Origin of the sequence: Streptomyces crystallinus, from assembly GCF_039521265.1 — a bacterium.
In the GTDB taxonomy this organism is placed as follows: domain Bacteria; phylum Actinomycetota; class Actinomycetes; order Streptomycetales; family Streptomycetaceae; genus Streptomyces; species Streptomyces crystallinus.
In genome coordinates this window covers 282,600-306,975 of sequence record NZ_BAAACA010000001.1, presented here as the reverse complement: position 1 = coordinate 306,975, position 24,376 = coordinate 282,600, and the positions used below count along the sequence as shown (strand labels likewise).

The 24,376-nt window shown below is 72.6% G+C and carries 20 protein-coding genes and 1 pseudogene; 11 read left to right on the top strand and 10 right to left on the bottom strand.

Annotated features, from left to right (window positions below; translation table 11 throughout):
• Positions 1 to 640 precede the first annotated feature (640 nt).
• The 4 genes from msrB to ABD236_RS01235 all read right to left on the bottom strand — a co-directional run bounded on the left by msrB (position 641) and on the right by ABD236_RS01235 (position 3,966).
• Entirely contained in the window at positions 641 to 1,048 is a 408-nt protein-coding gene (gene msrB, locus ABD236_RS01250; RefSeq protein ID WP_344068717.1) for a peptide-methionine (R)-S-oxide reductase MsrB, read from the bottom strand.
• A 13-nt stretch (positions 1,049 to 1,061) separates the two neighbouring features.
• On the bottom strand, positions 1,062 to 2,456 hold the full coding sequence (gene murC / locus ABD236_RS01245; protein WP_344068714.1) for a UDP-N-acetylmuramate--L-alanine ligase: 1,395 nt from the start codon (positions 2,454 to 2,456) through the stop codon (positions 1,062 to 1,064).
• Between the two features lie 98 nt (positions 2,457 to 2,554).
• Positions 2,555 to 3,019 (bottom strand): indole-3-glycerol phosphate synthase, encoded by a 465-nt coding sequence (locus ABD236_RS01240; protein ID WP_344068711.1) that lies wholly within the window; start codon positions 3,017 to 3,019, stop codon positions 2,555 to 2,557.
• A 182-nt stretch (positions 3,020 to 3,201) separates the two neighbouring features.
• Positions 3,202 to 3,966: a pyrimidine reductase family protein gene (locus ABD236_RS01235; RefSeq protein ID WP_344068708.1), complete on the bottom strand. Its 765-nt coding sequence runs from the start codon at positions 3,964 to 3,966 to the stop codon at positions 3,202 to 3,204.
• Between the two features lie 36 nt (positions 3,967 to 4,002).
• Between ABD236_RS01235 and zapE the strand changes: the two genes are divergently transcribed.
• The 4 genes from zapE (at position 4,003) to ABD236_RS01215 (ending at position 7,994) form a co-directional block, all read left to right on the top strand.
• Complete coding sequence (zapE, locus tag ABD236_RS01230; protein WP_344068705.1) at positions 4,003 to 5,073, top strand: cell division protein ZapE; 1,071 nt, start codon at positions 4,003 to 4,005, stop codon at positions 5,071 to 5,073.
• A 52-nt stretch (positions 5,074 to 5,125) separates the two neighbouring features.
• The gene (locus tag ABD236_RS01225; RefSeq protein WP_344068702.1) at positions 5,126 to 5,551 is read left to right on the top strand and encodes an OsmC family protein; all 426 of its coding nucleotides are present in this window, start codon (positions 5,126 to 5,128) and stop codon (positions 5,549 to 5,551) included.
• 118 nt (positions 5,552 to 5,669) lie between these two features.
• Positions 5,670 to 7,046, top strand: coding sequence for an alkaline phosphatase PhoX (locus tag ABD236_RS01220; RefSeq protein ID WP_344068699.1), 1,377 nt, complete (start codon positions 5,670 to 5,672; stop codon positions 7,044 to 7,046).
• Between the two features lie 60 nt (positions 7,047 to 7,106).
• The gene (locus tag ABD236_RS01215; RefSeq protein WP_425543797.1) at positions 7,107 to 7,994 is read left to right on the top strand and encodes a PPK2 family polyphosphate kinase; all 888 of its coding nucleotides are present in this window, start codon (positions 7,107 to 7,109) and stop codon (positions 7,992 to 7,994) included.
• Positions 7,995 to 8,010: 16 nt separating this feature from the next.
• Here ABD236_RS01215 and ABD236_RS01210 read toward each other — a convergent pair whose 3' ends face one another.
• The 4 genes from ABD236_RS01210 to ABD236_RS01195 form a co-directional block, all read right to left on the bottom strand.
• Positions 8,011 to 8,688 carry a DUF5825 family protein gene (locus ABD236_RS01210; RefSeq protein ID WP_344068696.1) on the bottom strand — a complete coding sequence of 226 codons (678 nt, stop codon included), beginning with the start codon at positions 8,686 to 8,688 and terminating at the stop codon, positions 8,011 to 8,013.
• Between the two features lie 46 nt (positions 8,689 to 8,734).
• Positions 8,735 to 10,687, bottom strand: a complete 1,953-nt coding sequence (locus ABD236_RS01205) for a RiPP maturation radical SAM C-methyltransferase (protein WP_344068693.1) — start codon at positions 10,685 to 10,687, stop codon at positions 8,735 to 8,737.
• Between the two features lie 184 nt (positions 10,688 to 10,871).
• Positions 10,872 to 12,764 carry a S9 family peptidase gene (locus ABD236_RS01200; RefSeq protein WP_344068690.1) on the bottom strand — a complete coding sequence of 631 codons (1,893 nt, stop codon included), beginning with the start codon at positions 12,762 to 12,764 and terminating at the stop codon, positions 10,872 to 10,874.
• Positions 12,761 to 14,098: an MFS transporter gene (locus tag ABD236_RS01195; protein ID WP_344068687.1), complete on the bottom strand. Its 1,338-nt coding sequence runs from the start codon at positions 14,096 to 14,098 to the stop codon at positions 12,761 to 12,763. The genes ABD236_RS01200 and ABD236_RS01195 overlap by 4 nt, the downstream gene beginning before the upstream one ends.
• Before the next feature lie 642 nt (positions 14,099 to 14,740).
• Between ABD236_RS01195 and ABD236_RS01190 the strand changes: the two genes are divergently transcribed.
• On the top strand, positions 14,741 to 15,634 hold the full coding sequence (locus tag ABD236_RS01190; protein WP_344068683.1) for a polysaccharide deacetylase family protein: 894 nt from the start codon (positions 14,741 to 14,743) through the stop codon (positions 15,632 to 15,634).
• A 527-nt stretch (positions 15,635 to 16,161) separates the two neighbouring features.
• Here the strand turns inward: ABD236_RS01190 and ABD236_RS01185 are convergent.
• Positions 16,162 to 16,839 carry an AIM24 family protein gene (locus ABD236_RS01185; protein WP_344068680.1) on the bottom strand — a complete coding sequence of 226 codons (678 nt, stop codon included), beginning with the start codon at positions 16,837 to 16,839 and terminating at the stop codon, positions 16,162 to 16,164.
• A 71-nt stretch (positions 16,840 to 16,910) separates the two neighbouring features.
• Between ABD236_RS01185 and ABD236_RS01180 the strand changes: the two genes are divergently transcribed.
• The 6 genes and pseudogenes from ABD236_RS01180 (at position 16,911) to ABD236_RS01155 (ending at position 23,583) form a co-directional block, all read left to right on the top strand.
• Entirely contained in the window at positions 16,911 to 17,657 is a 747-nt protein-coding gene (locus ABD236_RS01180) for a peptidyl-tRNA hydrolase (RefSeq protein ID WP_344068677.1), read from the top strand.
• Between the two features lie 96 nt (positions 17,658 to 17,753).
• Positions 17,754 to 18,398 (top strand): annotated as a pseudogene (locus ABD236_RS01175) (DUF4142 domain-containing protein); the annotation flags it as partial.
• Between the two features lie 180 nt (positions 18,399 to 18,578).
• Positions 18,579 to 20,057, top strand: coding sequence for an MbnB/TglH/ChrH family RiPP precursor modification enzyme (locus ABD236_RS01170; RefSeq protein ID WP_344068674.1), 1,479 nt, complete (start codon positions 18,579 to 18,581; stop codon positions 20,055 to 20,057).
• Positions 20,058 to 20,221: 164 nt separating this feature from the next.
• Positions 20,222 to 21,001, top strand: coding sequence for a DUF4142 domain-containing protein (locus ABD236_RS01165; RefSeq protein WP_344068671.1), 780 nt, complete (start codon positions 20,222 to 20,224; stop codon positions 20,999 to 21,001).
• 74 nt (positions 21,002 to 21,075) lie between these two features.
• The gene (locus ABD236_RS01160) at positions 21,076 to 21,825 is read left to right on the top strand and encodes a TIGR04222 domain-containing membrane protein (RefSeq protein ID WP_344068668.1); all 750 of its coding nucleotides are present in this window, start codon (positions 21,076 to 21,078) and stop codon (positions 21,823 to 21,825) included.
• 159 nt (positions 21,826 to 21,984) lie between these two features.
• Positions 21,985 to 23,583: an alpha/beta hydrolase gene (locus tag ABD236_RS01155; protein WP_344068665.1), complete on the top strand. Its 1,599-nt coding sequence runs from the start codon at positions 21,985 to 21,987 to the stop codon at positions 23,581 to 23,583.
• 75 nt (positions 23,584 to 23,658) lie between these two features.
• Here ABD236_RS01155 and hemQ read toward each other — a convergent pair whose 3' ends face one another.
• Positions 23,659 to 24,372, bottom strand: a complete 714-nt coding sequence (gene hemQ / locus ABD236_RS01150; RefSeq protein WP_344068662.1) for a hydrogen peroxide-dependent heme synthase — start codon at positions 24,370 to 24,372, stop codon at positions 23,659 to 23,661.
• Positions 24,373 to 24,376 lie beyond the last annotated feature (4 nt).

The following is a 24,376-nucleotide window of genomic DNA, read 5'->3' as shown; positions in this document are numbered from 1 at the left end:
GAATGTTTACCCGTAATCGGGTCCACACCACGAAAGAGCGGGACGACCAGGTCGGAATATGACCAGTCGTCCTCAGCGTCCTCGCTGTGTTGTTGCCACCCGCAAGCGGATGGACTTTTCAAAGGAACCTCCAACCCAACCGACAAGCGGTGGGCCGGGGTTGTCAATCTGGCGTTGACTTTTGGCACGCTGTTGAGTTCTCAAGGTACGGACGCTTCCTTTGTTCCCGTTACCGGGCCCTCCGGGCGCTTCCTTCGTTTCCGACTCTATCAGACTCTTTCGTGTCCGATTCCCGGTCTCCCAGGTCAAGTCGTTTTGTCTTTCCGGCTGTTGGGCCGTTCCGACGTCCCAGACTCTAGCGGATTTCCCGGGCGGCTCCTAATCGGGGCCGTTCGAACCATCCACTCCATTCGAAATAAAATTCGGCATGCCGAAATTCATCCCGGTGAGGAGGTTGTGCTGAGTTGGGTTGCCGCAAGTCTGCGGCGGAGGGCTGTGGCAGAACCGTACCGGCTCCGCGACAACTCGAAGAACTGTACGCACTTCCGGGTCCGGAGTCAACTGCCGCCGACCTGATCCGGAGGCCGACCCGGCGCGGGTCCGGTCCGGACCCGGTCCGGGCCCGCGCCGGACCCGTCTCTCAGGCCTCGTCCGCCGTCAGCCGCAGCGAGATCGAGTTGATGCAGTACCGCTGGTCCGTCGGGGTCGGGTAGCCCTCGCCCTCGAAGACATGGCCCAGGTGCGAGCCGCAGCGGGCGCAGCGCACCTCCGTGCGGACCATGCCGTGCGAGCGGTCGGCGATGAGCTCCACCGCGTCCGTGTCCTTCGGGTCGAAGAAGGACGGCCAGCCGCAGTGCGACTCGAACTTCGTCTCCGAGGTGAAGAGCTCCGCGCCGCACGCCCGGCAGGAGTAGACGCCCTTCGTCTTGGTGTCCGTGTACTCACCCACGAACGCGGGCTCGGTGCCGGCCTGGCGCAGTACCGCGTACTCCGCCGGGCTCAGCTCCGCCCGCCACTGCTCGTCCGGCTTCTCGACCTCGTACGACATGGCAGGGACTCCCTCAGTTCGACAGGCGGGCCAGGATCTGGGGGCCCAGGTCCGTCACGTCGCCCGCGCCCATGGTGAGAACGAGGTCGCCGGGCCTGGCCATTCCCGCGATCACGTCCGGCACCGTCGTCTTGTCGTGGACCGCCGTGACATCGGCGCCGCCCGCTCGGGCCGCGTCGATGATCAGCTCGCTGGTGATGCCCGGGATCGGGTCCTCGCGCGCGGGGTAGATGTCCAGGACCACCGAGGCGTCGGCCAGCGCGAGCGCGCGGCCCATCTCGGTGCCCAGCTCCTGGGTGCGGGAGAAGAGGTGCGGCTGGAAGACGACGAGCAGCCGCGAGTCGGCGGCGGCTCCGCGCATCGCCTCCAGGTCGGCCGTCATCTCGGTCGGGTGGTGCGCGTACGAGTCGATGACCTGGACGCCGGCGGCCTCGCCCTTGAGCTGGAGGCGGCGCTTGACGCCGGTGTACTTGCCGAGGGCGGAGGCCAGGTTGTGCGCCGGGATGCCGAGGGCGACCCCGGCGGCGAGCGCGGCCACCGCGTTGAGGGCGTAGTGGCGGCCGGGGACCGAGACCGTGAAGGTCAGGTACTTGCCGCCGAGCAGGACGGTGACCTCGCTGGTCAGACCGCGCGGGGTGATCTTGTGGACGCGTACGTCGGCGTGCTCGTCCTCGCCGTACGTGACGACCTTGAGCGAGGAGAGGTCGCGGACCCGGCGGGTGAGCTCGACGGCGCCGTCCTGGTCGGCGGAGACGACGAGGGTGCCGCCGGGGACGACCTTGCCGACGAAGGTCTCGAAGGAGTCGTAGATCTCGTCCATCGAGGCGTAGTTGGCGTGGTGGTCGAGTTCGACGTTGAGGACGATGGCGACCTCGGGGTCGTACTTCTGGAAGCTGCGGTCGCTCTCGTCCGCCTCGGCGACGAAGATGTCGCCCTCGCCGTGGCGGGCGTTGGTGCCGGGTTCCGCGAGGTCGCCGCCGATGGCGTACGAGGGGTCGAGGCCCAGCTCGGTGAGGGCGACGGCCAGCATCGAGGTGGTGGTCGTCTTGCCGTGGGTGCCGGCGACGGCGATGGCGCGCAGGCCGCCCATGAGTGCGGCGAGCGCGTCGGAGCGGTGGACCACGGGGATGGAGAGCGCGGCCGCGCGGGCGAGCTCGGGGTTGTCGGCGCGGATGGCGCTGGAGACGACGACGCTGCTGGCGTCGGAGGCGAGGTGCTCGGCGGCGTGCCCGATGTGGACGGTCGCGCCGAGCGCGCGCAGCGCCTCCGCGGCGGCGGACTCCTTGGCGTCGCTGCCCGCGACCTTCGCGCCGCGCTGGGCCAGGATCTTCGCGATCCCCGACATTCCGGCACCACCGATGCCGATGAAGTGCGGCCGTTCCATGGCGGTGGGGATCGCGGGTGCCATTTGCGTGTGTCTCCCGGGGGTGCGCTGCGTACGGGGTGTGGTCAGCCGGTGCGGGCTGACGCCACCTGCCCGGCTGAGCGGGCAGGTGAGCCATCACCCTATTCGCTGTGCGCCTCCTCGCTGTGCGCGAAGAGCTTGAGGACCGGGACGCCGACCTTGTGGCGGGCCCGGGAGGCCCAGTCGCGGTGGAAGAACTCCTCCACGTAGTGCGGCGCCGTCAGCACGATGACCTCGTCGGCGTTCACCTCGTCGACGACGGATTTCAGCAGGTCGAGGGGGTGGTCCTCGACGAGCCGGCCGACGGCGGCGCTGCCGGTGCCGCGCAGGGACTGGAGCGAGTGCTCCAGGGCGCGCTCGGCGGGGGCCTTGGCGGCCGGGCCCGCGGGTTCGCCGGCCTCGTGGACGGCTTCTTCGAGTTCGCCGAGGGCCACGTCGTCGATGGCGCGCAGCAGCCGGTCCTGGTCGCCCCGGGGCTGCATGAGCACGACGAAGGAAACGGGCTCGTCGCCGTGCAGGGTGGTGACGAATTCCACGTCTACGGAGGTCAGGGGCTTCTCGATCATCAATACGCTTGTGAACACGACAAACGCCCTTCTCTTCACTCCGGCCGGTGCCCCGCGAGGCGGCGGGGCCTCGACGTGGTTACCCGCCCCTGCGGAAACCATCCTTCCCCGTGCCCGCACGGGGTCTGCGTGAGTAAGTGTGCCCGTCGGAAGCTAACCGGAACGGCAAATTCCGCTGATTGTCAGATCCGACGGTAACGCGTATAGAGGAACCCGGCCTCCTCCAGCAGCGACTCCAGCCGGAAGTGCTCCGGCGCACTCACCGGGGGCCCTCCGGCGATCCGCTGCGCGCTCCCCGCGGTGAGCAGCGGCGAGACCGTCAGACAGAGCTCGTCGAGCACTCCGGCGGCCACGAACTGGCCGAGGAGGCGCGGCCCGCCCTCGGTGAGCATCCGGTGCAGCCCGCGCTCGGCCAGCGCCTCGACGGCCCTGGCGGGCTCCACGCCCGGCCCGTCGCCCGCGATCACGATCTCGGCGCCCGCCACCTCCGCCTCGTGGACCCGGTCCGGGGGCGCGGACGCGCCGGTCAGGATGATCGTGGGCACCAGCGGCGAGGTGAACAGGGGCAGGCTGAAGTCGAGGCCGAGGCCGGCCGACACCACCGCGATCGCCGGCGCCGGGCCCTGGCCCGCGGCCGCGCGCCGGGCCGCGAAGACCTCCCGCGACCGGGCCGGGCGGTAACCCTCCTGGCGTACCGTTTCCGCGCCGACGACGACCACGTCGGCCAGCGCCCGCAGGGTGCCGAAGATCCGCATGTCGGTCTCGGAGGAGAGCGGCTGGGAGCGGCCCTCGTGCTGGCCCGCGCCGTCCAGCGAGGAGACCATGTTGGCCCGCAGCCAGGGGCCCTCCGTCTCGGGGTACGCGTAGGCGTCGGCCAGTGCGTCGAACGACCACTCGCCGTCGTCGCGGGCGGATGTCTGGTCGGTCACAGGGAACAGGCGTCGCATCCGTGCAGTCTTACATGGCGCTTACAGTGGGGAACTGTGTCGACCAGCCCCATAACCGAAGCGGCCCCGCTGTCGCTCTGCGCGCGCGAGCCCCATGTCCCCGCCGACCGTCTGGTCGCCGAGATGGTGCCGCCGCCGCGGTTCGACTCGGTCCGCTTCGAGACGTACGTACCGGACCCGAACCAGCCCAGCCAGCGCGAGGCCGTCACGGTGCTCGCCTCCTTCGCGGCCGGTCTGGGCGGGGCGCACGCCAGCGGTGGCGGGCGCCGCAAGTGGTTCGCCAGGAAGCCGTCCGCGCCCGTTGGGCCACGCGGGGTCTATCTGGACGGCGGGTACGGCGTCGGCAAGACCCATCTGCTGGCCTCGCTGTGGCACGCCACCCCGGCCGAGCCCGCGCTGAAGGCCTTCGGCACCTTCGTGGAGCTCACCAACCTGGTCGGCGCGCTGGGCTTCCAGCAGACCGTGCGCACCCTGAGCGGGCACCGGCTGCTCTGCATCGACGAGTTCGAGCTGGACGACCCGGGCGACACGGTCCTGGTGTCGTCGCTGCTCGGCAAGCTGGTGGAGCAGGGCGTGGCGCTGGCGGCGACCTCCAACACGCTGCCCGGCAAGCTGGGCGAGGGCCGGTTCGCGGCCGTGGACTTCCTGCGCGAGATCCAGGGCCTGTCGGCGCACTTCCGCCCGCTGCGGATCGACGGCGAGGACTACCGCCACCGGGGGCTGCCCGAGGCCCCGGCGCCGTACTCGGACGAGCAGGTGGCCAAGGCCGCGTACGCGACGGAGGGCGCGGCGCTCGACGACTTCCCGGGGCTCCTCGGCCATCTGTCGCGGGTCCACCCCAGCCGGTACGGGGCGCTCACCGACGGGGTGAAGGCCGTGTGCCTGACCGATGTGCGGCCGGTCCCCGACCAGTCGACGGCGCTGCGGCTCGTGGTGCTGGCCGACCGGCTCTACGACCGCGAGGTGCCGGTGCTGGCGTCCGGGGTCCCCTTCGACCGGCTGTTCAGTGACGAGATGCTGAACGGCGGCTACCGGAAGAAGTACTTCCGGGCCATCTCCCGGCTCACCGCCCTCGCGCGCGACGCGAAGGGGCTGGTGGAGCAGTAGGTTTGGCGTACCGGGGGCCGTAAACCCCCTGAGCCACCAGAAGGGAAACATCATGGCCACCACGCGTACGGCGCACACGGTCTGGGAGGGCGAGCTCCTCAAGGGCTCGGGCACCGTCACCTTCGACTCCTCCGGCATCGGTTCGCAGCAGGTCAGCTGGCCCTCGCGCGCCGAGCAGGCCAACGGCAAGACCAGCCCGGAGGAGCTCATCGCGGCGGCCCACTCCAGCTGCTTCTCCATGGCCCTCTCGCACGGGCTGACCGGCGCGGGCAACCCGCCCACCCGCCTTGAGACCAAGGCGGACGTGACCTTCCAGCCGGGTGAGGGCATCACCGGAATCCACCTCACCGTGCGCGGCGAGGTGCCGGGTCTGGACGAGCAGGGCTTCGTGGCCGCCGCCGAGGACGCCAAGAAGAACTGCCCCGTCAGCCAGGCGCTGACCGGCACGACCATCACGCTGACGGCCGAACTGGCCTGATCCGGCGGCCTCTTTCGGCCACCCGAGGCGACACGGCCCGCATGGTTCACGCATCACCCGAACGCGTGATAGATCATGCGGGTCACGTCTTCCTGTCCGCCAACAGGGGAGTTGCCTCATGTCCGAAGCGCGAGCAACACGACGTCAGATCCTCGCCCGCACCGGCGCCTCGGCCGCCGCGGTCGCCTTCACGGGCGCGGTAGCCGAACTCTTCAGCGGGGGCCCGGCGGCAGCCGCCCCCAGCCGGCGCGGCTACGGGCCGCTGGTGCCCGACCCGGCCGGGCTGCTGGACCTGCCGAAAGGATTCCGCTACCGGGTGCTCTCCCGGGAGGGCGACCCGCTGCGCTCCGGCGAGGGGCGGGTGCCGAGCAACCACGACGGCATGGCCGCGTTCGCCGGGCGCCACGGCGGCGTCCGGCTGGTCCGCAACCACGAGAACCGGGTGACCGCCGCGATCCCGGTCCCCCGGGTCGAGGGGCTGGTGTACGACCCGATGGGCAAGGGCGGGTGTACCGCCCTGGAGCTGGACTGCGACAACCGGGTGCTGTCCGAACGGGTCGCCCTCAGCGGCACAGCCGTCAACTGCGCGGGCGGCCGCACCCCTTGGAACACCTGGCTGAGCTGCGAGGAGACCGAGGACCGGGCCGGCACCAACGGCTACACCAAGGACCACGGCTTCGTCTTCGAGGTCGACGGCGCCGACCCGCGCCGCACCGGGGCCGTACCGCTCACCGCGATGGGCCGCTTCCAGCACGAGGCCATCGCCGTCGATCCGCACCGCGGTGTCGTGTACGAGACCGAGGACGCCTTCGACCGGCCCTTCGGGCTCTTCTACCGCTTCCTGCCGAACCGGCCGCTGGGCGGTACGGGCTCGCTGCGCGCGGGCGGCACGCTGGAGGCGATGCGCGTCCCGGACGTGCCCGACCTCTCCGTGGTCCAGGAGCCGGGAGCCTGCTTCGAGGGGATCGAGTGGGTGCGGGTGCCCGACCCGTCGGCCCGGCACACCCCCGTACGGCTCCAGGACTTCGGACCGCCCGGCATCACGCACGCGCAGAAGCTGGAGGGCTGCTACTGGAGCGGCGACTGCGTCTACTTCGTCTCCAGCTACGCGCGCGTGGCGGAGGGCTCCGGCGCCGACCACTTCGGCCAGGTGTGGCGGTACGAGCCGAGGCGCCGCCGCCTCACCCTGATCGTGGTCTTCGGCCCGGCCACCGACGTCCAGCTGCCCGGTGAGTCCCCGGACAACATCTGTCTGGCCCCGGACGGCGGGCTGATGGTGTGCGAGGACGGCAACGGCGCCCAGCACGTCTTCGGGCTGACCCGGCGCGGCCGGGTGTACCCGATGGCGCGCGGGCGGCAGGACATCGGCAAGCCCGGCAGCCCCGAGTGGGGCGAGTTCGCCGGGGTCACCTTCGCTCCGGACGGGCACACGATGTACGTCAACTGCTACACACCGGGGACGACCTTCGCGGTGACGGGCCCCTTCGCCCGGTAGCGCTCGCGCCGCGCCGCGTTCCGTCGCACGATCGAGGGAACCGACCGTGAGGGGTGCGCAGTGGCCAGCAAAGGCGGCAAGAGCGGCAAGGGCGACGGCAAGAAGCCCGAGCGGCGGGATCTGCGCCGGCTGCTGCGTGTCCCCGGCGGTGCACGCGTCGACCTCTCCTCGTACGCGCCCGATGCCACCCCGGGCGGGCCGCGGACGAAGGCGGAGGGGCTGGCCGCGACCGCCGGGATGGGCGACGAGCTCGCCGAGCTCCAGGAGCGGCTGTACGCGGCGAGCACGGCGGGCGACCGGCGCCGGCTGCTGCTGGTGCTCCAGGGCATGGACACCAGCGGCAAGGGCGGCACGGTCAAGCACGTCATCGGCTTCTTCAACCCGTCCGGCTGCCGGATCAGGTCGTTCAAGACGCCCACCCGGGAGGAGCTGAACCACCCCTTCCTGTGGCGGATCATGCGGGCGCTGCCGCAGCCGGGCGAGATCGGCATCTTCGACCGCAGCCACTACGAGGACGTACTGATCGCCCGGGTCCACGAGCTGGTGCCGCGCCGGCAGCTGGGCCGTCGCTACGGCCAGATCAACCGGTTCGAGCAGTCGCTGGCCGACGACGGGGTGAGCGTGGTCAAGGTCTTCCTGCACATCGGCCACGAGCAGCAGCGGCGCCGGCTGCTGGAGCGGCTCGACGACCCGGACAAGCACTGGAAGTTCGACCCGGGCGACATCGACGAGCGGGCGCTGTGGCTGGACTACCAGAAGGCGTACGAGAAGGCCCTGGAGCGGTGCTCGACGGACGCCGCCCCCTGGTACCTGGTGCCGGCCGACCGCAAGTGGTACCGCAACTGGGCGGTCAGCCGGCTCCTCCTGGAGCATCTGCGGGCGCTCGACCCGCAGTATCCCAAGGGCGACTTCGACGTCGAGGAGTGCCGCGAGCGGCTCCTCGGCTGACCGCGGCCCCGGCCGGTCAGATGGCCATCGCCTCCTGGATCCACCGGTTCACCCGGTACGGCAGCCACCACGCCAGCTCGCCGACCTCGAGGACCAGCTTCTCGGAGCGGAAGTCGGCGAGGACGGCGGGCGGGACCGAGTCCGCCGGGGCGCCGTAGACCAGCGCCTTGATGACCTCGTGGTACTCGGGCTCGTCCGCGGTGAAGCGGCGCAGGTCGCCCCAGCGGCGGTCGCGGATCTGGACGAAGCCGGGGCCCTGCCGCCACAGGCACTTGCAGAGGTAGTGGCCCTCGCGCCACTGGCGCAGCGCCTCGGCCGCGCCGGCCGGCCCGTCGATGCGCTGCGGTGGCTGGATATGGCTGAGGACCTTCCAGGTGTCGGCGTCGGCCGCCGGGTCGAGCCGCAGCCTCCACTCGACCAGGACGGCGCGGGCGGTCAGGTCCCGCGCCAGGCTCAGGGCGCGCACGGCCTGCCGGGCGGCGCCCGGGGCGCTCAGGTCGGCGAGGTCGACCGGCTCCGCGAGCCGGACACGGCGCACGCCGGCCTCCCACAGCCGGTCGGCCTCCTCCCCCGCGGGGCCGGTCAGTTCGAGGTCGCCCAGGGCCATGCCGGGCAGGGCGCAGGCGTCGGGGTCGTAGTCGCGCCAGGCGGCGACGGTGAGGGCCGCGGTGCGCGGGGTCAGGGCGGTGCTCATCGGGCTGGTCCTCCGGCTCGTACGGTCTTCGCGGTCTGCGGTCGGGTCATACGTGGGCGGGCTCGGGGCGGGCGGGCTCCGGGCTCGCGGGCTGCCCGGCCGCGTCGAGCGCCGCGTGGGCGTGGCGCATGAAGTCCAGGCGCAGCAGGTCCTCGTTGACGGCGGAGGGCGCGATGTGGACGTACTGGCCGCCGTCGGTGAAGACCAGGCCGAGCTCCACCCAGCGGTCGAGCAGCCGCTGCACCTCGCCCTCGTCGCGGGCGGCGTCCTTGGCCCGGGCGGCTGCCTTGCGGGTGAGGGCGGCGGCCGTGTGCGGCTGGTCCAGGAGGCGGAAGGCGACCAGCTCGTACGGGTCGGTGAGCTCCATCGCGCGCCAGGAGAACATCCGCCGCCGGCTGACCAGGACGATGCGGTCGCCGAGGTCGGCGTGGGTGAGGCGGGCGTCGGCGTGGTTCTTCTTCCAGGCGTCGAGCGCGTCGTTGAGGGCGGTCACCGTGGGCTCGCCGATGCCGCGCTGCGGGGCCTCGAAGACGTACGCGAGGTCGTAGAGCTCGGACTCGGGCAGGTCGTAGGTGAAGCGGTAGTGCTCCTCGGGGCGCAGGCCGTCGAAGCCGAGCTCGGGGCGGTTGAAGTAGGGGCTGAAGCGTTCGATGGCGATGCGCGCGGACAGGTCGACCGGCGGGTTGAGGTGTTCGAGTGCCGGTATCTGGGCGATCACCGGGTCGTAGTCCTCGGCGGTCTCGCCCGGGAAGCCGTGGAGGTAGTTCCAGGCGACCGAGAGGCCGGTCTCGGCGCCGTCGCGGAGCATCCGGACGTTCTGGCAGCCGCTGACGCCCTTGTCCATGAGGTCGAGCACGCGGTTGTTGAGGCTCTCGATGCCCGGCTGGACGTAGATCAGTCCGGCGTCGGCGAGCGTACGGAGCTGGCTGCGGCGCATATTGGCCTTGATCTCGATGTGCATGCGCAGGTCGTAGCCGCTCTCGATGATGCGGGGCAGGACCGTGGAGAGGTAGCCCATGTCGAGGATGTTGTCGACGAGGTACATGTCGAGGACCCGGTGCTGCCGGGCCAGCTCCATGATCTCCGAGTAGAAGGTCTCCGGGGTCTTGGAGCGGTACTGCATGAACGAGCCGTTGAGCCCGCAGAAGGTGCAGTGGTGCTTCTCGCCCCACCAGCAGCCCCGGGCGCCCTCGACCACCAGCTTCGGCTCGACCCAGTTGCGGGCGACCGAGGTGCCCAGGCGCTCGAAGTAGCCGCTGTAGTCCGGCGGCAGGATCGCCGCGGGCGGGATCGGGCTGGTGGCCATCGGGTTGGCCACGCTCGTGCCGTCGGCGCCGCGGTGGCACAGGCCCGGCACCTTGGCGAGCACGCCGGGGTCGGAGCCCTCGCCGATGGCGGTGAGCAGCTGCGGGAAGGCGGTCTCGCCCTCGCCTCGGATGACGTGGTCCACGAAGGGGAAGTTGCGGTGGACGGCCTCGCCCTGCTCGCCGTCGCAGTTGGCGCCGCCCATGACGGTCACGATGTGCGGGGCGAGCCGCTTGACGTGCTTGGCGGCGGCGAGGGCCGCGGTGTTCTGCTGGAAGGTGGAGGTGAAGCCGACGACGTCGGGCGCGTACGCGACGATCCGCTCGGCGATCATCTCGACGAACTCCGGCACGGCGCGGTGCAGTTCCTGTGACATACGCAGCCGGGACTTGCGCAGCTTGCCCTTCATCGCGTCCGCGAACTCCTGGTCGCGCCAGGCGGGGTCGTCGTAAAGGGCGGAGGAGAAGACCCAGTCGCCGCAGCCCATGAAATAGGAGGAGAGCGCGTAGTACTCGTAGTCGTCGGCGGTGAATTCGGTGCGCCGGGTGATCCAGTCGGTGAATTCGAGGTTGGCGTGCAGCACCTCCGCCTTGCCGCCCGGCACGCGTTCGTCGACGCTGCGCTTGAGGATTCCCAGGGCCAGTGACGGCAGGTCGATCGGCGACCAGGGCATATTGACCAGCAGAACACGCATGTCGACTCCTCGCGGGGTGCACGGACGTAAGGAAAAAGGGGCCGGGCCCCGGGGGCCGGCACCGGCCGGCCCGGCGGTCGAGACCGCCGGGCCGGCCGGCGAGGATCAGTCCTCTTCGCCGTCCTCGGCGTTACGGAACGGAACCTTGATGGTCACGCCGACGCTGGGCTTGCGGTTCTCCTCGTCACCCGCGAGCGGGTCGTTCTGGATGATGTCCTTCTGCATGGGAACTCCTCTCATCGTGTCGGGTGGTGCCTGTTCCGGCGGGGGCCTTGGTGCGGACCCGTCCGGAATCCCCGCTCCGGTCCGAGCGGGGAGTCTTGGGGGCGGCCGCGCGGCGGGGGCCGCGCAGCTCGCGGTCGAGGAAGACCACGGCGCGGCGCAGCACCGCCACGTGGTCGTCCGCCTGGTAGCCGTCGTGGCCGGTCTCCAGCCACATCGACTCGTGGGGCACGCGCGCGTGGCGCAGGGCGGCGAGGTAGTCGCGGACCTGGCCGGGCGGGCACTTGGCGTCCCGGGTCGCGGCGACGACCAGGAGCGGGTCGCGCACGGCGGCCGCGTACCGCAGGGGCGAGCTGCGCGCGTACCGCTCGGGCACCTCGTCGGGGGTGCCGCCGAACAGCCGCTCGTCCAGGGCGCGCAGGGCCGGGGTGCTGGTGCGGTAGGCGGCGGCGCAGTCGGCCACCGGCTTGACCGCGACGCCCGCCTGCCACAGGCCTGGGCGCAGTCCGAGGGCGAGCAGGACGAGGTAGCCGCCCCAGGAGGTGCCCCACAGCCCGGCCGCGCCGGCGCGTACGACACCGCGCGCGACGAGGTCGGCGCGTACCGCGGCCAGGTCCTCGACCTGGGTGAGGCCGACGCCTTGGCCGAACGCCCGGCGCCAGCGCGGTCCGTAGCCGGTGGAGCCGCGGTAGTTGACGCGGACGACGGCGAAGCCGGAGGCGACCAGGGAGTGGACCACGCCGTCGTAGGCGTCCCGGTCGTGGTCGGCGGGCCCGCCGTGCACGAGGAACACCGCGGGCACCGGGCCCTTACGCCCCTCGGGCAGGCTGAGCAGGCTGTGCACCGGACCGTCGGGGCCGGGCGTCCACAAGTCGCGGTGCTCGCCGGGCACCGGGGCGGGGATGCCGTGCGTGGGCGGCAGCGGGGTCCCGGCGGTGGAGGCCATCCTGGGCGGGTGGGCGGTGTCCGTCCAGAGGTAGTGGACGTCGCTTCCGGCGCGGGGGGCGGCGTCCAAGAGGGTGCCGCGCGGGGTCGGCACGGGCTCGACGGTACGGGCGCGCAGGTCGACGCGGTGCAGGGAGCTGCGGCCGTGGCGGTCCTGGCGGACCAGGACCGAGCGGCCGTCGGGGTGCCAGAGGGCGGTGAACTCGGTGTCGAAGGCGCACCAGGAGTGGATGGTCACCGCCGCGTCCCCCGGCCGCCACCCAGCCAGCAGATACCGGTCGTCGGCCTCGCGTACGAGGAGCAGTTCGGCGCGGTCGCCGGCGGGGGCGAAACCGAGCGACCAGAGTCTGCCGTGCGGGCCGTCGCCGGGCAGCACCGCGCGCGTGGCGCCGTCGTCGGCCAGGACGGTCACGGCCCGCGCCGAGCCCGCCGCGCCGCTGACGGCGAGGAGGCGGCCGTCGGGGGTGAGGCCGCCGAGGGTGGCGTGGCCGTCGACGCGCGTCACCTCGCGGGCCGGGCCGCCGCGTACGCCGATGTGGACGGCGGTGGTCAGCGCGTCCCCGAGGCCCATCGCGACGGTGCCGCTGTCGCTGACGGCGAGGCCGCGCGGCTCGCCCGCGGCCGTTCCGGTCAGACCGGGGCGGTCGGCGCCGCCGCCGAAGGGCTGGAACCGCCAGTGCCCGGCGCCGTGCTCGTCCTCGTCGAACCACCAGACGTGGCCGTCGGGGTCGAGGGCGTGGTGGAAGGTGCCCTGCGGCCGGTCGGTGACCTGCCGGATCCGTTCGGTCCGGGCGTCCCAGGTGAACACCTCGCAGCGGCCCTCGGCGTCGCCGGTGAACGTCATCCGCGCCGGGTCGGCGGCGCACACCTCGGGCAGCGCGGCCCGGTAGACCTGGTAGCGGCCGGTCATACGGCGGCTCCCCGCGCCGGGATCCGTACGTACGTCGTCCAGCAGGCGAGCAGGGTCAGCACCGCCGCGCTCGCGACGGCGGGCGCCGCCGTGCCGGCGCGCGCGGCGCACACGCCCGCGAGGACGGGCGCGAGGGCGGCGGAGCCGCCGACGGCGGTGGCGAGGACCGCGCCGGTCCGGGCCTGGAGCGCGGGCGGGGTCTCCTGGATCGCCCGGGACTGGAGCACCACGGTGACCAGCGGCATCAGCAGGCAGAACACCCCGAACAGGGCGCCGTACGCCCAGGGGCCCTCGGCGCTCGCCAGCGCGGCGGCGAGCGGCACGAGCAGCCACGAGACGGTGACCAGGAGGCGGGCCGCGCCGATCCGGCCCACGACCCGGGGGGCGGCCAGCGACCCGACCAGCCCGGCGGCGCCGGAGAGCGCGAGGACCAGGCCCATCGGGGTGCCGCCGTCGCCGCTCTTCTGGAGGGTGAAGACGGCGCCGTAGTAGAGCGCGACGATCACGCCGTTGACGGTGGCCGTCCAGATCAGGACGAGCCGGAGGAAGGGCGAGGTGCGGACGAGGGCGAGCCCGGCGCCCAGCTCGGCGCGCAGGGCGGCCCCGCGCGGGCGGCTTCGGCGAGGGTCCGCCGGACTCGGGGCGGCGGGGGAAGCGGCGTGCCCCGAGGCCTGCGGGGCCTTCCCCGGGGGCGGTCCCGGAGTCTCCCGCAGCGCTTGCTCCCCCGGCCGCAGGTCCGACTTCAGCGCGCCCACGCACACCGCCGCGACCGTGTACGAGAGCGCGTCCGCGACGAAGGGCAGGGCGCGGGAGGCCTGGTAGAGGGCGCCGCCCAGGGCCGGGCCGACGACCAGCGCGCCCTGGTCTGCGGCCGTGAGTCCGGCGACCACCCGGGGGCTGTCGGCGGGCGGCGCGATCAGCGCCACGGTGCCGGCCGCGGCCGCCTCGTACACGGCCGTGGAGAAACGTTCCACCAGGACCGCGCCCAGCAGCAGCGTGAGCGGCGGACGGCCCGCGGCGGCGGCCACGGCGACCCCGCCCATGGCGAGCGCGGAGACCATGGCGGACCAGAGCATCACCGTTTTGCGCGCGCCCCGGTCGGCGGGCACGGCGGCGAGCGGGGCGAGGAGCAGCCCGGCCGCGGTCGACACGCCCGCGACGAGCCCTACGGTCGCGGCGGAGTACCCGAGGCCCAGGAGCAGCAGCGGCAGGACGACGCCGGAGGCCTGGCTGCCGAGCGCGTCGGCGGCGCTCGCGCACCAGAACAGCCGGACGTCCCGGGGCAGCGGCCCGCGGACGGCCGTCTTGCCGACGGCCGCGGTGGCGGATCCCACTAGCGCCCCACTGGTGACGAAGCACGCCGCCATGGCTTGGACTTCAGCCACTGCGGCCGCTGCGGCCGCACCTCTGCCAAGGCCGATAACCCTGGTTCACGCACAGCCACCCCACAGTTGGTCAGGTTGCGAAGAAAGTGTGCAGGATTCGAAACGAGCGGGAGCCTAACCACGGGTCCGCCGGAGCGACAAGAGCCGTGTCGCCGAGGCTGGAATTGGACTCCGTAAGCGCTCGGCAAAGAAACCGATTGCTCTGTACGGACGCGGCCGCCGGGGAAGGCGCTTACCGGCTCCCGTACGGCGAAAGGGGAATGTCCGCCTCCCCCGGGTGCGGTGGCACCGGCCGCAGCCGCCCTCCTCGCTTCGCGGCGGCGAACACCCCGGCCGAACACGGCCGATCGCGCAGCCCGTCCCGCATATGCGGCTTTCCTGCGGCGAACGGGAACCGGCGCGCGACCGTCCGGGTGTCCGGCGCGCGACCGAGCCCGCGAGCTCTGCCGAGGCGCGCTCGCGGGCCCCTGCGCGCTCCCGGGCGCCGGGTTATCGGACCGGTTCCTTCCGGTTCACTCATTGGCCGGAAACGTATGGGGTCCCACGGCCGTGTACGCCGCCGTTAAGCGCATGATCGGATAACTTCCGCCCGTGACCATTTCTGTACGAAAGCTGCTGGCGATTGCCGTTCTCGGTGCCGCGCTGGCGGGCTGCGGCTCCGATCCCGCTCCCGTCGACCGTGGCGCGAAGGCGGCGCCGGGGGCCGGTCGGCCTTCCACGGCCCCGGCCGCGCCCTCCGCGTCCGCCTCCGCCCCCGCGCGGGCTCCCCGGCAGGTACCCACGCTCGCGCCCGGGCCCGGCGGCCTCACCCCGGTGTTCAGCCGCGCTCCCCAGGGCGGCCAGAAGATCGTCGCGCTCACCTTCGACGCCGACATGACCGCCGACCAGGGGGCGCGCGCGGCGGGCGGCGAGCGCTTCGACAACCCCGCGCTCATCGCCGACCTGCGGCGGCTCAAGGTGCCGGCCACCATCTTCATGACGGGCCGGTGGGCCGACGAGTACCCGGCCCAGGCCCGCGCCATCGGGACCGACCCGAACTTCGAGGTCGCCAACCACTCGTACAGCCACTACGCCTTCAAGTCCCCCTGCTACGGGCTGCCCGTCGTCGGCCGGGAGCGGATGCGCGCCGACGTCGAGAAGGCGACCGCCTCCTTCAAGAAGGCGGGGGTGCGTGACGCGGTGCCGTACTTCCGCTTCCCCGGCGGCTGCTACGACGACGAGGTGCTGCGGGCGCTGGCGCCGCTGAAGATGACCGCGGTGCAGTGGGACGTGGTGAGCGGGGACGCGTTCGCGCACGACGCGGACGCGGTGGCGGAGCAGGTGCTGGCGGGGGTGAAGCCGGGGTCGCTGGTGGTCATGCACTGCACGCGCAGCGCGGCGCCGGTCACGGAGCGGGCGGTTCGGCGGATCGTGCCGGAGTTGCGGGGGCGCGGGTACCGCTTCGTGAAGGTGTCCGAGCTGATCGGCGCGTCCGCGGGGCGGTGAGCCCGGTCTTTGTGTGCGGCTGAGTGGTGGGCTGGTCGCGCAGTTCCCCGCGCCCCTTTTGTGCCCGGTCTTTGTCTGCGGCTGAGTGGTGGGCTGGTCGCGCAGTTCCCCGCGCCCCTGGGTCGTTCGTCGGCTGCGAGCCGGTGGCCGCTTCTCGCGCAGTTCCCCGCGCCCCTCAGGGGGTTGGCCGCAGCCGGGAACGCAGGCCAGCCCAAGGCCCCCGGGGGGGCGGCCGAAGCACCCGCCTCAGCCGCAGGCTTTTAGGGGCGCGGGGAACTGCGCGAGAAGCGGCCACAACCCGCAGACGACGACGGGTCCGGGGACACGGAGAACCGCCCGAACTGGCCGTCCTGCCTAGGGGCGCGGGGAACTGCGCGACCAGCCCACCACTCACCCGCAGACGAAAGCGGGCCCCCGAGGGCGCGGAAAAACCGCCCGAACTGGCCGTCCTACCCAGGGGCGCGGGGAACTGCGCGAGCAACCCACCGCTCACCCGCAGACAAAGTCCGGGCAGCACAGCGCAGCGATCAGTGCTGCTCCGCCTTCTTCGGTGTCACCTCGCTCGGCCGGACGATCACGTAGCCCTCGCCCTGGAGCATCAGCTGCACCGCCTCGCCGGAGCCGCCGCGGATCATCGAGCCGATGGACTGCGAGCGGTGCAGCGAGGTGCTCAGGTTGGCGGTCCAGCCCACCACCGCGTCCGTGTCGACGTACACCGGCTGCTGCGCGCTGACCGGGATGACCAGCGGGTTGCCCTCGCACACCAGGCCGAGTCGGCCCCAGCCGGTGAAGACGCTGTTGAAGAGGCCGCCACCGGCGATCCCGGAGCCCTTGACGGTCTTGATCTCGTACGAGAGGGAGGCGTCGAAGCAGAGGACGTTGCGGCCGTTGACGGTCAGCACGTCGCCCTGCTCGATGTCGACGACGAAGCAGTTCTGCGCCTCGTGCGCGAACCACGCCTCGCCCTGGCCCTTGACCGCCATCAGCGGCAGGCCCTCGCCGGTGACGGCACGCTTGAGCATGCCCCCTATGCCCTGGCCCCGGCGCTCGAACTGGAGGTTGCCGCGGTAAGCGATCATCGCCCCCTGGCGCGCGAGCATCTCGCCGTTGACCGCGTACTTGATGGACTTGGCGTTCTGCAGGGTCATTCCGGCCTCGGTGGCCGGCTGCGCCATGTGCTCCGATGTAAAAAGATCGCTCTTCATGCGAGGCATCCTGTCCCGGAAGGGTTCGTTCCGCCAAGAACCCGGGAACCGGGGGCTGGCAGACTGGTCGGGTGAGCAGCGAAGAGACCCCCGTGACACCCGCCGAGAGCCCGTTCGAGGAGCAGCCGAACGTACGCGACGAGGCCCCCCAGTACGTCCTCCCGCTGGTCGTCCGCATAGAGAAGGCCGAGCCGCCGGCCCGTACGGACGCGCTGGAGACCGCCGCCCGGGCCGTTCTGGTGATGCTCGCCGACGAGCGGTCGCTGGGCGAGGGCGAGTGGGCGCGGGCCGTGCGGGACTGGCAGGACGCGAGGATCCGCAAGGTGGTGCGGCGGGCGCGCGGCGCGGAGTGGCGCAAGGCGTCCGCGCTGCCGGGCATCACGGTCACCGGGAAGTCCGCGGAGGTGCGGGTCTTCCCGCCGGTGCCGCTGGACGGCTGGCCCAAGGAGCTGCTCAAGCTCCAGGTCTCGGGCACGGACCTGGACGATCCGGCCGAGCCGCCCGCCGCCGACCCGCTGGCGCCGGTGCTGTGGCTCAACCCGGAGCTCGACATGTCGGCGGGCAAGACGATGGCCCAGGCCGGCCATGGCGCCCAGCTCGCCTGGTGGGAACTGACGGACGCGGAGCGCACGGCGTGGCGCGAGGCGGACTTCGCCCTGTCGGTACGGGTCGCGCCGCGTGAGCGCTGGACCGCGCTGACGTCGAGCGGGCTGCCGGTGGTCAGGGACGCGGGCTTCACGGAGATCGCGCCGGGGTCGTGCACGGTGGTGGCGGACCACCCGGCGCTGCGGGCGCGGCTGCGGCCGCGGCTCGGCTGACGGCCCCGGTCGCGTCCCCCCAGACGATCTGAACGCAACTCCCGTCCCGTCCGTACCTCCCGGTACTGCCAAGTTGCCTGCACGGGAGGCATGTTGATGCGACGCATCGGACGGACGGACCGGACCGAGGGGATCGGCACACTCAGCCGCTTCAACGGAACGGCCTTGATCATCGTGGCGCTGGCCGCCACCATCGGCGCGCTCGCCTTCCCCGTCTGGTCGTACGCCGACCGGCTGGGGACGGACAAGTCGAACCTCGACTCGGCGTCCGTGGCGACCAAGTGGGGGCCGCTCTCGCCCACCGACCGCGAGTTCGTGACCAAGGTCCGGCTGGCCGGGTTGTGGGAGCTGCCCGCCGGGCAGCAGGCGCAGGAGCGGGCACCCAGCGCGGCGATCAAGGCGACCGGGGACCACCTGGTGATGGGGCACACCTCGCTGGACAAGCACGTGCGCGATGTCGCCGCGCAGCTCGGCATGGAGCTGCCCAACCAGCCCAACGAGCAGCAGCAGGGCTGGCTCAAGGAACTCTCGGCGGCGCAGGGCCGCGACTACGAGACCAAGTTCGCCAATCTGCTGCGGCGCGCCCACGGCAAGGTGTTCAGCCTGGTCGCCCAGGTCCGGGCCAACACCCGCAACTCCCTGGTGCGCGATCTGGCGCAGGACGCGAACCAGACGGTCCTCGACCACATCAACATGCTGGAGGCGACGGGGCTGGTGGACTACGACGCGCTGGCCACGCAGAAGTGAGCCGGTGGGTGTGAGGTACGCGCCCGCACGAGGTGAGCGGCAACCTCAAATGAAGCTCTGAACGTGGGGGTCTGCGGGTTGGCGCGGGCCTGGCGGGGTCATGACCACTCCACACGTCATGGCCGCTCCGCGCGCCATGACCGCCAGGACATCCGCGGCCGGGGGAGGCCCACCATGGAGCTCAAGCTGGGGACGGGCATCGGCTGGCGGCCGGAGATCGCCGACGCGGTCGAGCGGCTGCCGGGCGTCGACTGGGTGGAGGTGGTGGCCGAGAACCTCTGCCCCGGCCGCCTTCCCGAGTCGCTGGTACGGCTGCGGGCGCGCGGGGTCACGGTGGTGCCGCACGGCGTCTCGCTGGGCCTCGGCGGCGCGGACCGGCCCGACGCCGGGCGGCTGGCCGAGCTGGCGGCGCGGGCCGAGGCGCTGTCGTCGCCGCTGGTCACCGAGCACATCGCGTTCGTACGGGCCGGGGGTGCGCTGACCGCGTCGCCGCGGCTGGAGGCGGGGCATCTGCTGCCGGTGCCGCGCACCTGGGACGCGCTGGAGGTGCTCTGCGAGAACGTCCGCATCGCGCAGGACCACCTGCCGGTGCCGCTGGCGCTGGAGAACATCGCGGCGCTGGTGAACTGGCCGGACGAGGACATGACGGAGGGCCAGTTCCTGGCGGAGCTGGTCGACCGTACGGGGGTGCGGCTGCTGATCGACGTGGCGAACCTCCACACCAACCGGGTGAACCGGGGTGAGGACCCGGCGAAGGCGCTCGCGGAGCTGCCGGTGGAGGCGATCGCGTACGTGCATGTCGCCGGGGGCGTGGAGAAGGACGGCGTGTGGCACGACACGCATGCGCATCCGGTGGGGGCGGAGGTGCTGGAGGTACTCGCGGAGCTGGTGGGGCGGGTGTCGCCGCCGGGGGTGCTGCTGGAGCGCGACGACGCGTTTCCGCCGGAGGCGGAGCTGGCCGGGGAACTGTCGGCCATCCGCGCCGTGGTGGCGGGGGCGTCACCGGGCCCGGGGGCTGCGCCCCAGGACCCCGCTTCGGGGCTGCGCCCCGGGCGCCGCGGTGACCTGCGGGCCGGTGGGGGCTGGTCGCGCAGTTCCCCGCGCCCCTCAACCTCGGGGCTCCGCCCCTCGAACACCGCCGAGGCAGCACCCCCCAGGGGCGCGGGGAACTGCGCGACCAGCCACCCGCGGCCCGCAGACGTAGCGCCGGCCGCCCGGCCAAGGGACTTCGGGAAGGGGCGGGGTGGGGAAGAAGAAGCCCGCCGTACGCGGCTCGCGGTCGCCCAGACCTCTCTCCTCTCCGCCCTGGTCGCCGGCACCCCCGTGCCCCCCGGCTTCGACCCCGCGCGTCTGCGCGTCCAGGCGCGGGCCCTCGCCGCCAAGCGGGCGGACGTCGTGGCCAAGGTGGCGCCCGAGCTGCCCCGGATCCTCAAGGACGCCTACCGGCCGGCGTACCTCGCGTACGCCAAGGCGCGACCCCTGCGGGACGGCTACCGCCGCGACGCCCTCGACTTCGTGGCGGCGCTGATCGAGCGGGGCGGCCTCGACGACGGCGTCGCACGGCAGCTGGGGCGCTGGCAGAAGGAGCGCTCCGGCCCGAGGCGGCAGGGCCGCGCGGCCCGCGTCCTGCGCGGGCTCGTCAGGGCCGCCTAGACCCCGCCGGGCGCGGGCGGGCACGGTACCACCGGTCCCCGGAGCGCACCCGGGGCTCGGCCGACTCGTGATGCCTCCCACACCGTCCCGTCACCGTTTTCCTCAAAACACTCCCCGGATCACCCGCCTCCGCATTACCGTGCGCACCGCACTTGGAGGCTTTCATGCGTCGGATATTCCTTTCCGGTACCGGCTTGGTCGCTGTCGCCCTGACCGCGACCATCGCCGCCCTGCTCTTCCCCGTCTGGTCCTACGCCGACCGCTCGGGCACCGGACTCGCCAACCTCAACGCCGGTTCCGTGCCCACCCGCTGGGGGCCGCTCTCGGCCGCCGACCGGGACTTCGTCGTACGGGTCAGACTCGCGGGGCTGTGGGAGCTGCCCGCCGGGCAGCAGGCCGTCGAGCGGGCGCCCAGTGCCGCCGTCACGGCTGCCGGGCACCACCTCGTCGACGGGCACGCCTTCCTCGACGCGCGCGTGCGCGAGGTCGCGGCCCAGCTCGGGATGGAGCTGCCGAGCCAGCCCAACGAGCAACAGCGGGGCTGGCTGAGGACGTTGACCTCGGAGAGCGGCACCACGTACGAGAAGGACTTCGCCAACATCCTGCGCTCGGCGCACGGGAAGGTGTTCTCGCTGGTCGCGCAGATCCGGGCCAACACCCGCAACTCGCTGGTGCGCGCCCTCGCCGACGACGCCAACACGACCGTCCTGGACCACATCCGGATGCTGGAGGCGACCGGTCTCGTCGACTTCGACGCGCTGGCCCGGGACAGCGTCTCGGGCACCACCGCCTCCCCCAGCGGCCCTCCCCCGCCCACCCCGGGCGCCACTCCCGCCTCCCCCGTCCCGGTCACCCCGTCGTTCCCGCTGCCGCCCGCCGCCAGCCGCGCCAACCCGACCGGTGGCCCCGCCGAGGACCCGGCCGCGAGCCCCGACACTCCGTAACGAACCGATAACTCCATGTCCACATCATGGGAAAGCCATGGCGCCGAGCTGACCGCTTCACATACAACTCGGCCATGTTCTGGGTTCTCTTCCTGGTCGCCGCGTGCCTCGCGTCCGCCGTCTCGTGCGGGCGGCTCTGCCTCGCCGCGTCCGCGGCGGCCGACCAGGGCCCAGTCACCCGGGACCCGGAACTCGGCCTCTCGCTGTACGAGGCCGCCTTCCTCGCGGGCGGCCCGCTGCGGGTCACCGATCTGACCCTGGTCACCATGCACCGGGCCCGGCGGCTGCTGCTCGCGCACACCGGCTGGGCCACGGTCGTCGACCCGGAGGGCCGGGACGACCTGGAGCGGTCGGTGATAGGCGCGATCGGCCCCGGCGGACAGGCCCGGATAGCGGCGATCCGGTCGGCCGCGGCCGCCGCCGACGCGGTGCACGCGCTGGCCGACCGGCTCGCGGCGGCCGGGCTCGCCGTCCCGGACGCCACCAGGACGGGCGTCACGGCCTCCGTGCGGGCCGTACGCGGCGCGGCGGCGCTCACCGTCACCCTCGGCGCGATCGCGCTCCTGATGCCCGGTCAGGACCGCGCCACCCAGACGGAGATCGCGGCCTGGTTCTCGCTGCCGACGGTCCTCACCCTCGGCTGTCTCTTCATCGCCCGTTTCGAGGTCCACCCGCACACCCGCTGGGCCTCCCCCGACGGCCAGCGCCTGCTCGGCCGGATCGACCCGGCGGGCGACCCGCTCACCGCCGTGGCGGTCCGGGGCGTGAGCGCGGTGGAGGACCCGGAGCTGCGGACCGCCCTGCGCGGCAAACGGGCCGCCTGACGGGCGACTTTGCTCCCGGCGCACCGCACTGCGGTGCTTTACTTCATCAATTCATCCGCTAATCATCCCTTTTATACCGAACCGTCGAGCGCCGGATTTGTCGTGCCGGACCGGCACGCCGGGCCTGTCGTTCCGGATGGACCGCAAGAGGGATGTGCGATGAGAGCAGCAGTACTGTACGGAACGCTCAGTTCCGTCGTTCTTTCCACCCTGGCCGCCGCCCCGGCGGGCGGGGTGGACCCGCTCACCGCCGAGGCGCACGGCACGGTGGTCGCCGCGCGGCGCGCCGCGGCCACCGGCATCGCCTTCGGCCGCTGCCCCAAGGCGGAGATGCTGCCCGACAGCATCCAGTGCGGCACGCTCCGGGTCCCGCTCGACTACGCCAAGCCGAAGGGCCGTCAGATCGCCCTCACGGTCAGCCGGGTGCGCGCCACCGGCAAGAAGGACGAGCGGCAGGGCGCGCTGGTGTACAACCCCGGCGGCCCGGGCGCCTCCAGCATGTACTTCCCGATGGTCGGGGCCCTGCCCGAGTGGAAGCGGATCGCGGGGGCGTACGACCTGGTCGGCTACGCCCCGCGCGGGGTGGGCCGCTCCGCGCCGCTGTCCTGCCAGGACCCCAAGGACTTCACCAAGGCCCCCACCCCGTCCCCGACCGACCCCTCGCCCTCGTACAAGCTAGAGCGGATCGCGCAGGCCAAGGCGTACGCGCAGGGCTGCGCGCGGAACGCGGGCGCGGCGCTGCGGCACTACACCAGCCTCAACAACGCGCGCGACCTCGACGTGCTGCGGGCGGCGCTGCGCCAGCGCAGGCTGACGTTCGTGGGCGCCTCCTACGGCACGTACTTCGGCGCCGTGTACGCCACGCTCTTCCCCTCCCATGTGCGCCGGATGGTCTTCGACTCGGCGGTCGACCCGGATCCGCGCCAGATCTGGTACCGCAACAACCTCGACCAGTCGCTCGCGTTCGAGAGCCGCTGGGAGGACTTCCGGGCGTGGGTCGCCCGGCACGACCGCGTCTACCACCTGGGCAGCACGGCCGAGCAGGTCCTGGAGAACTTCGAGAAGGTGCGCGCCCGGCTGGCCGAGGAGCCGGCGGGCGGCAAGGTCGGCCCCGCGCAGCTCCAGTCGGCGTATCTGAAGGCCGGGTACTACGACGACTACTGGGCGATGCGGGCCAGCGCGCTCTCGGCGTACCTCAAGGGCGACCCCAAGCCGCTGATCGCGCAGGCCGCGCCGCGCCCGGAGGCGGCGTGGGACGAGGAGAACGGGAACGCGGTGTACACGGCGGTCGAGTGCAACGACGCGCCCTGGCCGACGGACTGGGCCACCTGGGACCGCGACAACAGCGCGCTCGCGCGGATCGCGCCGTTCGAGACGTGGGACAACGCCTGGATGAACCTGCCGTGCGCCTACTGGCCGGCGCCCCGGCAGCGGCCGGTGGACGTGGGGACGCGCCGCGGGCAGCTGCCGCCGACGCTGATCCTGGCGGCCGAGCGGGACGCGGCGACGCCGTACCCCGGGGCGCTGGAGCTCCAGCGCAGACTGCCGGGGTCGGTCCTGGTGACCGAGAAGGACGCCGGTACGCACGGCATCGGGGGCGGTCCCAACAAGTGCGTCAACGGCTACCTGGTGGACTATCTGCTGACCGGACGGACGCCGGTGCGGCGCGCTGCGTGCGCGCCGCACCCGGAGCCGAACCCGGTGTCGCTGGACGAGCGGTCGGCGCCCAGGGCTGGGCTGCGGCCGTCCGCTCTCTGATCTTCCGGGTCAGGGGTGAGTCCGGGCCCGCGGTCGACGGGCCCGGTCACCGGGCATACGCGGTGGGGGCGGCCGTCAGGCCAGGCCCGCCACCAGGTCCGCGACGGACTTGCGGCGGCCCGTGTAGAACGGGACCTCCTCGCGGACGTGCATCCGGGCCTCGGAGGCGCGCAGATGACGCATGAGGTCGACGATGCGGTGCAGCTCGTCGGCCTCGAAGGCCAGCAGCCACTCGTAGTCGCCGAGCGAGAACGAGGCGACCGTGTTGGCGCGCACGTCGGGGTAGCCGCGGGCCATCTTGCCGTGGTCGGCGAGCATCCGGCGGCGGTCCTCGTCGGGCAGCAGATACCAGTCGTAGCTGCGCACGAAGGGGTACACCGAGACGTAGTCGCGCGGGTTCTCGTCGGCGAGGAACGCCGGGATGTGCGACTTGTTGAACTCGGCGGGGCGGTGCAGCGCCATGTTCGACCAGACCGGCTCAAGGGCGCGGCCCAGCTTGGTGCGGCGGAAGAGGTTGTAGGCGGTCTGGAGCTCGTCCGCCGTCTCCGCGTGCCACCAGATCATGAGGTCGGCGTCGGCCCGCAGCCCGGACAGGTCGTAGGTGCCGCGGACGGTGATGTCCTTGGCGGCGAGCTGGTCGAACAGCTCCTGGACCTCGTCCGCGAACCCGGTGCGGTCCTCGGGCAGCACGTCGCGCAGCTTGAAGACGGACCACAGCGTGTAGCGGATGACCTCGTTGAGGTCCTTCGCCTTCTTCCCTGCGTTCGGGATCTTTTCCGGTGCACTCATGAGG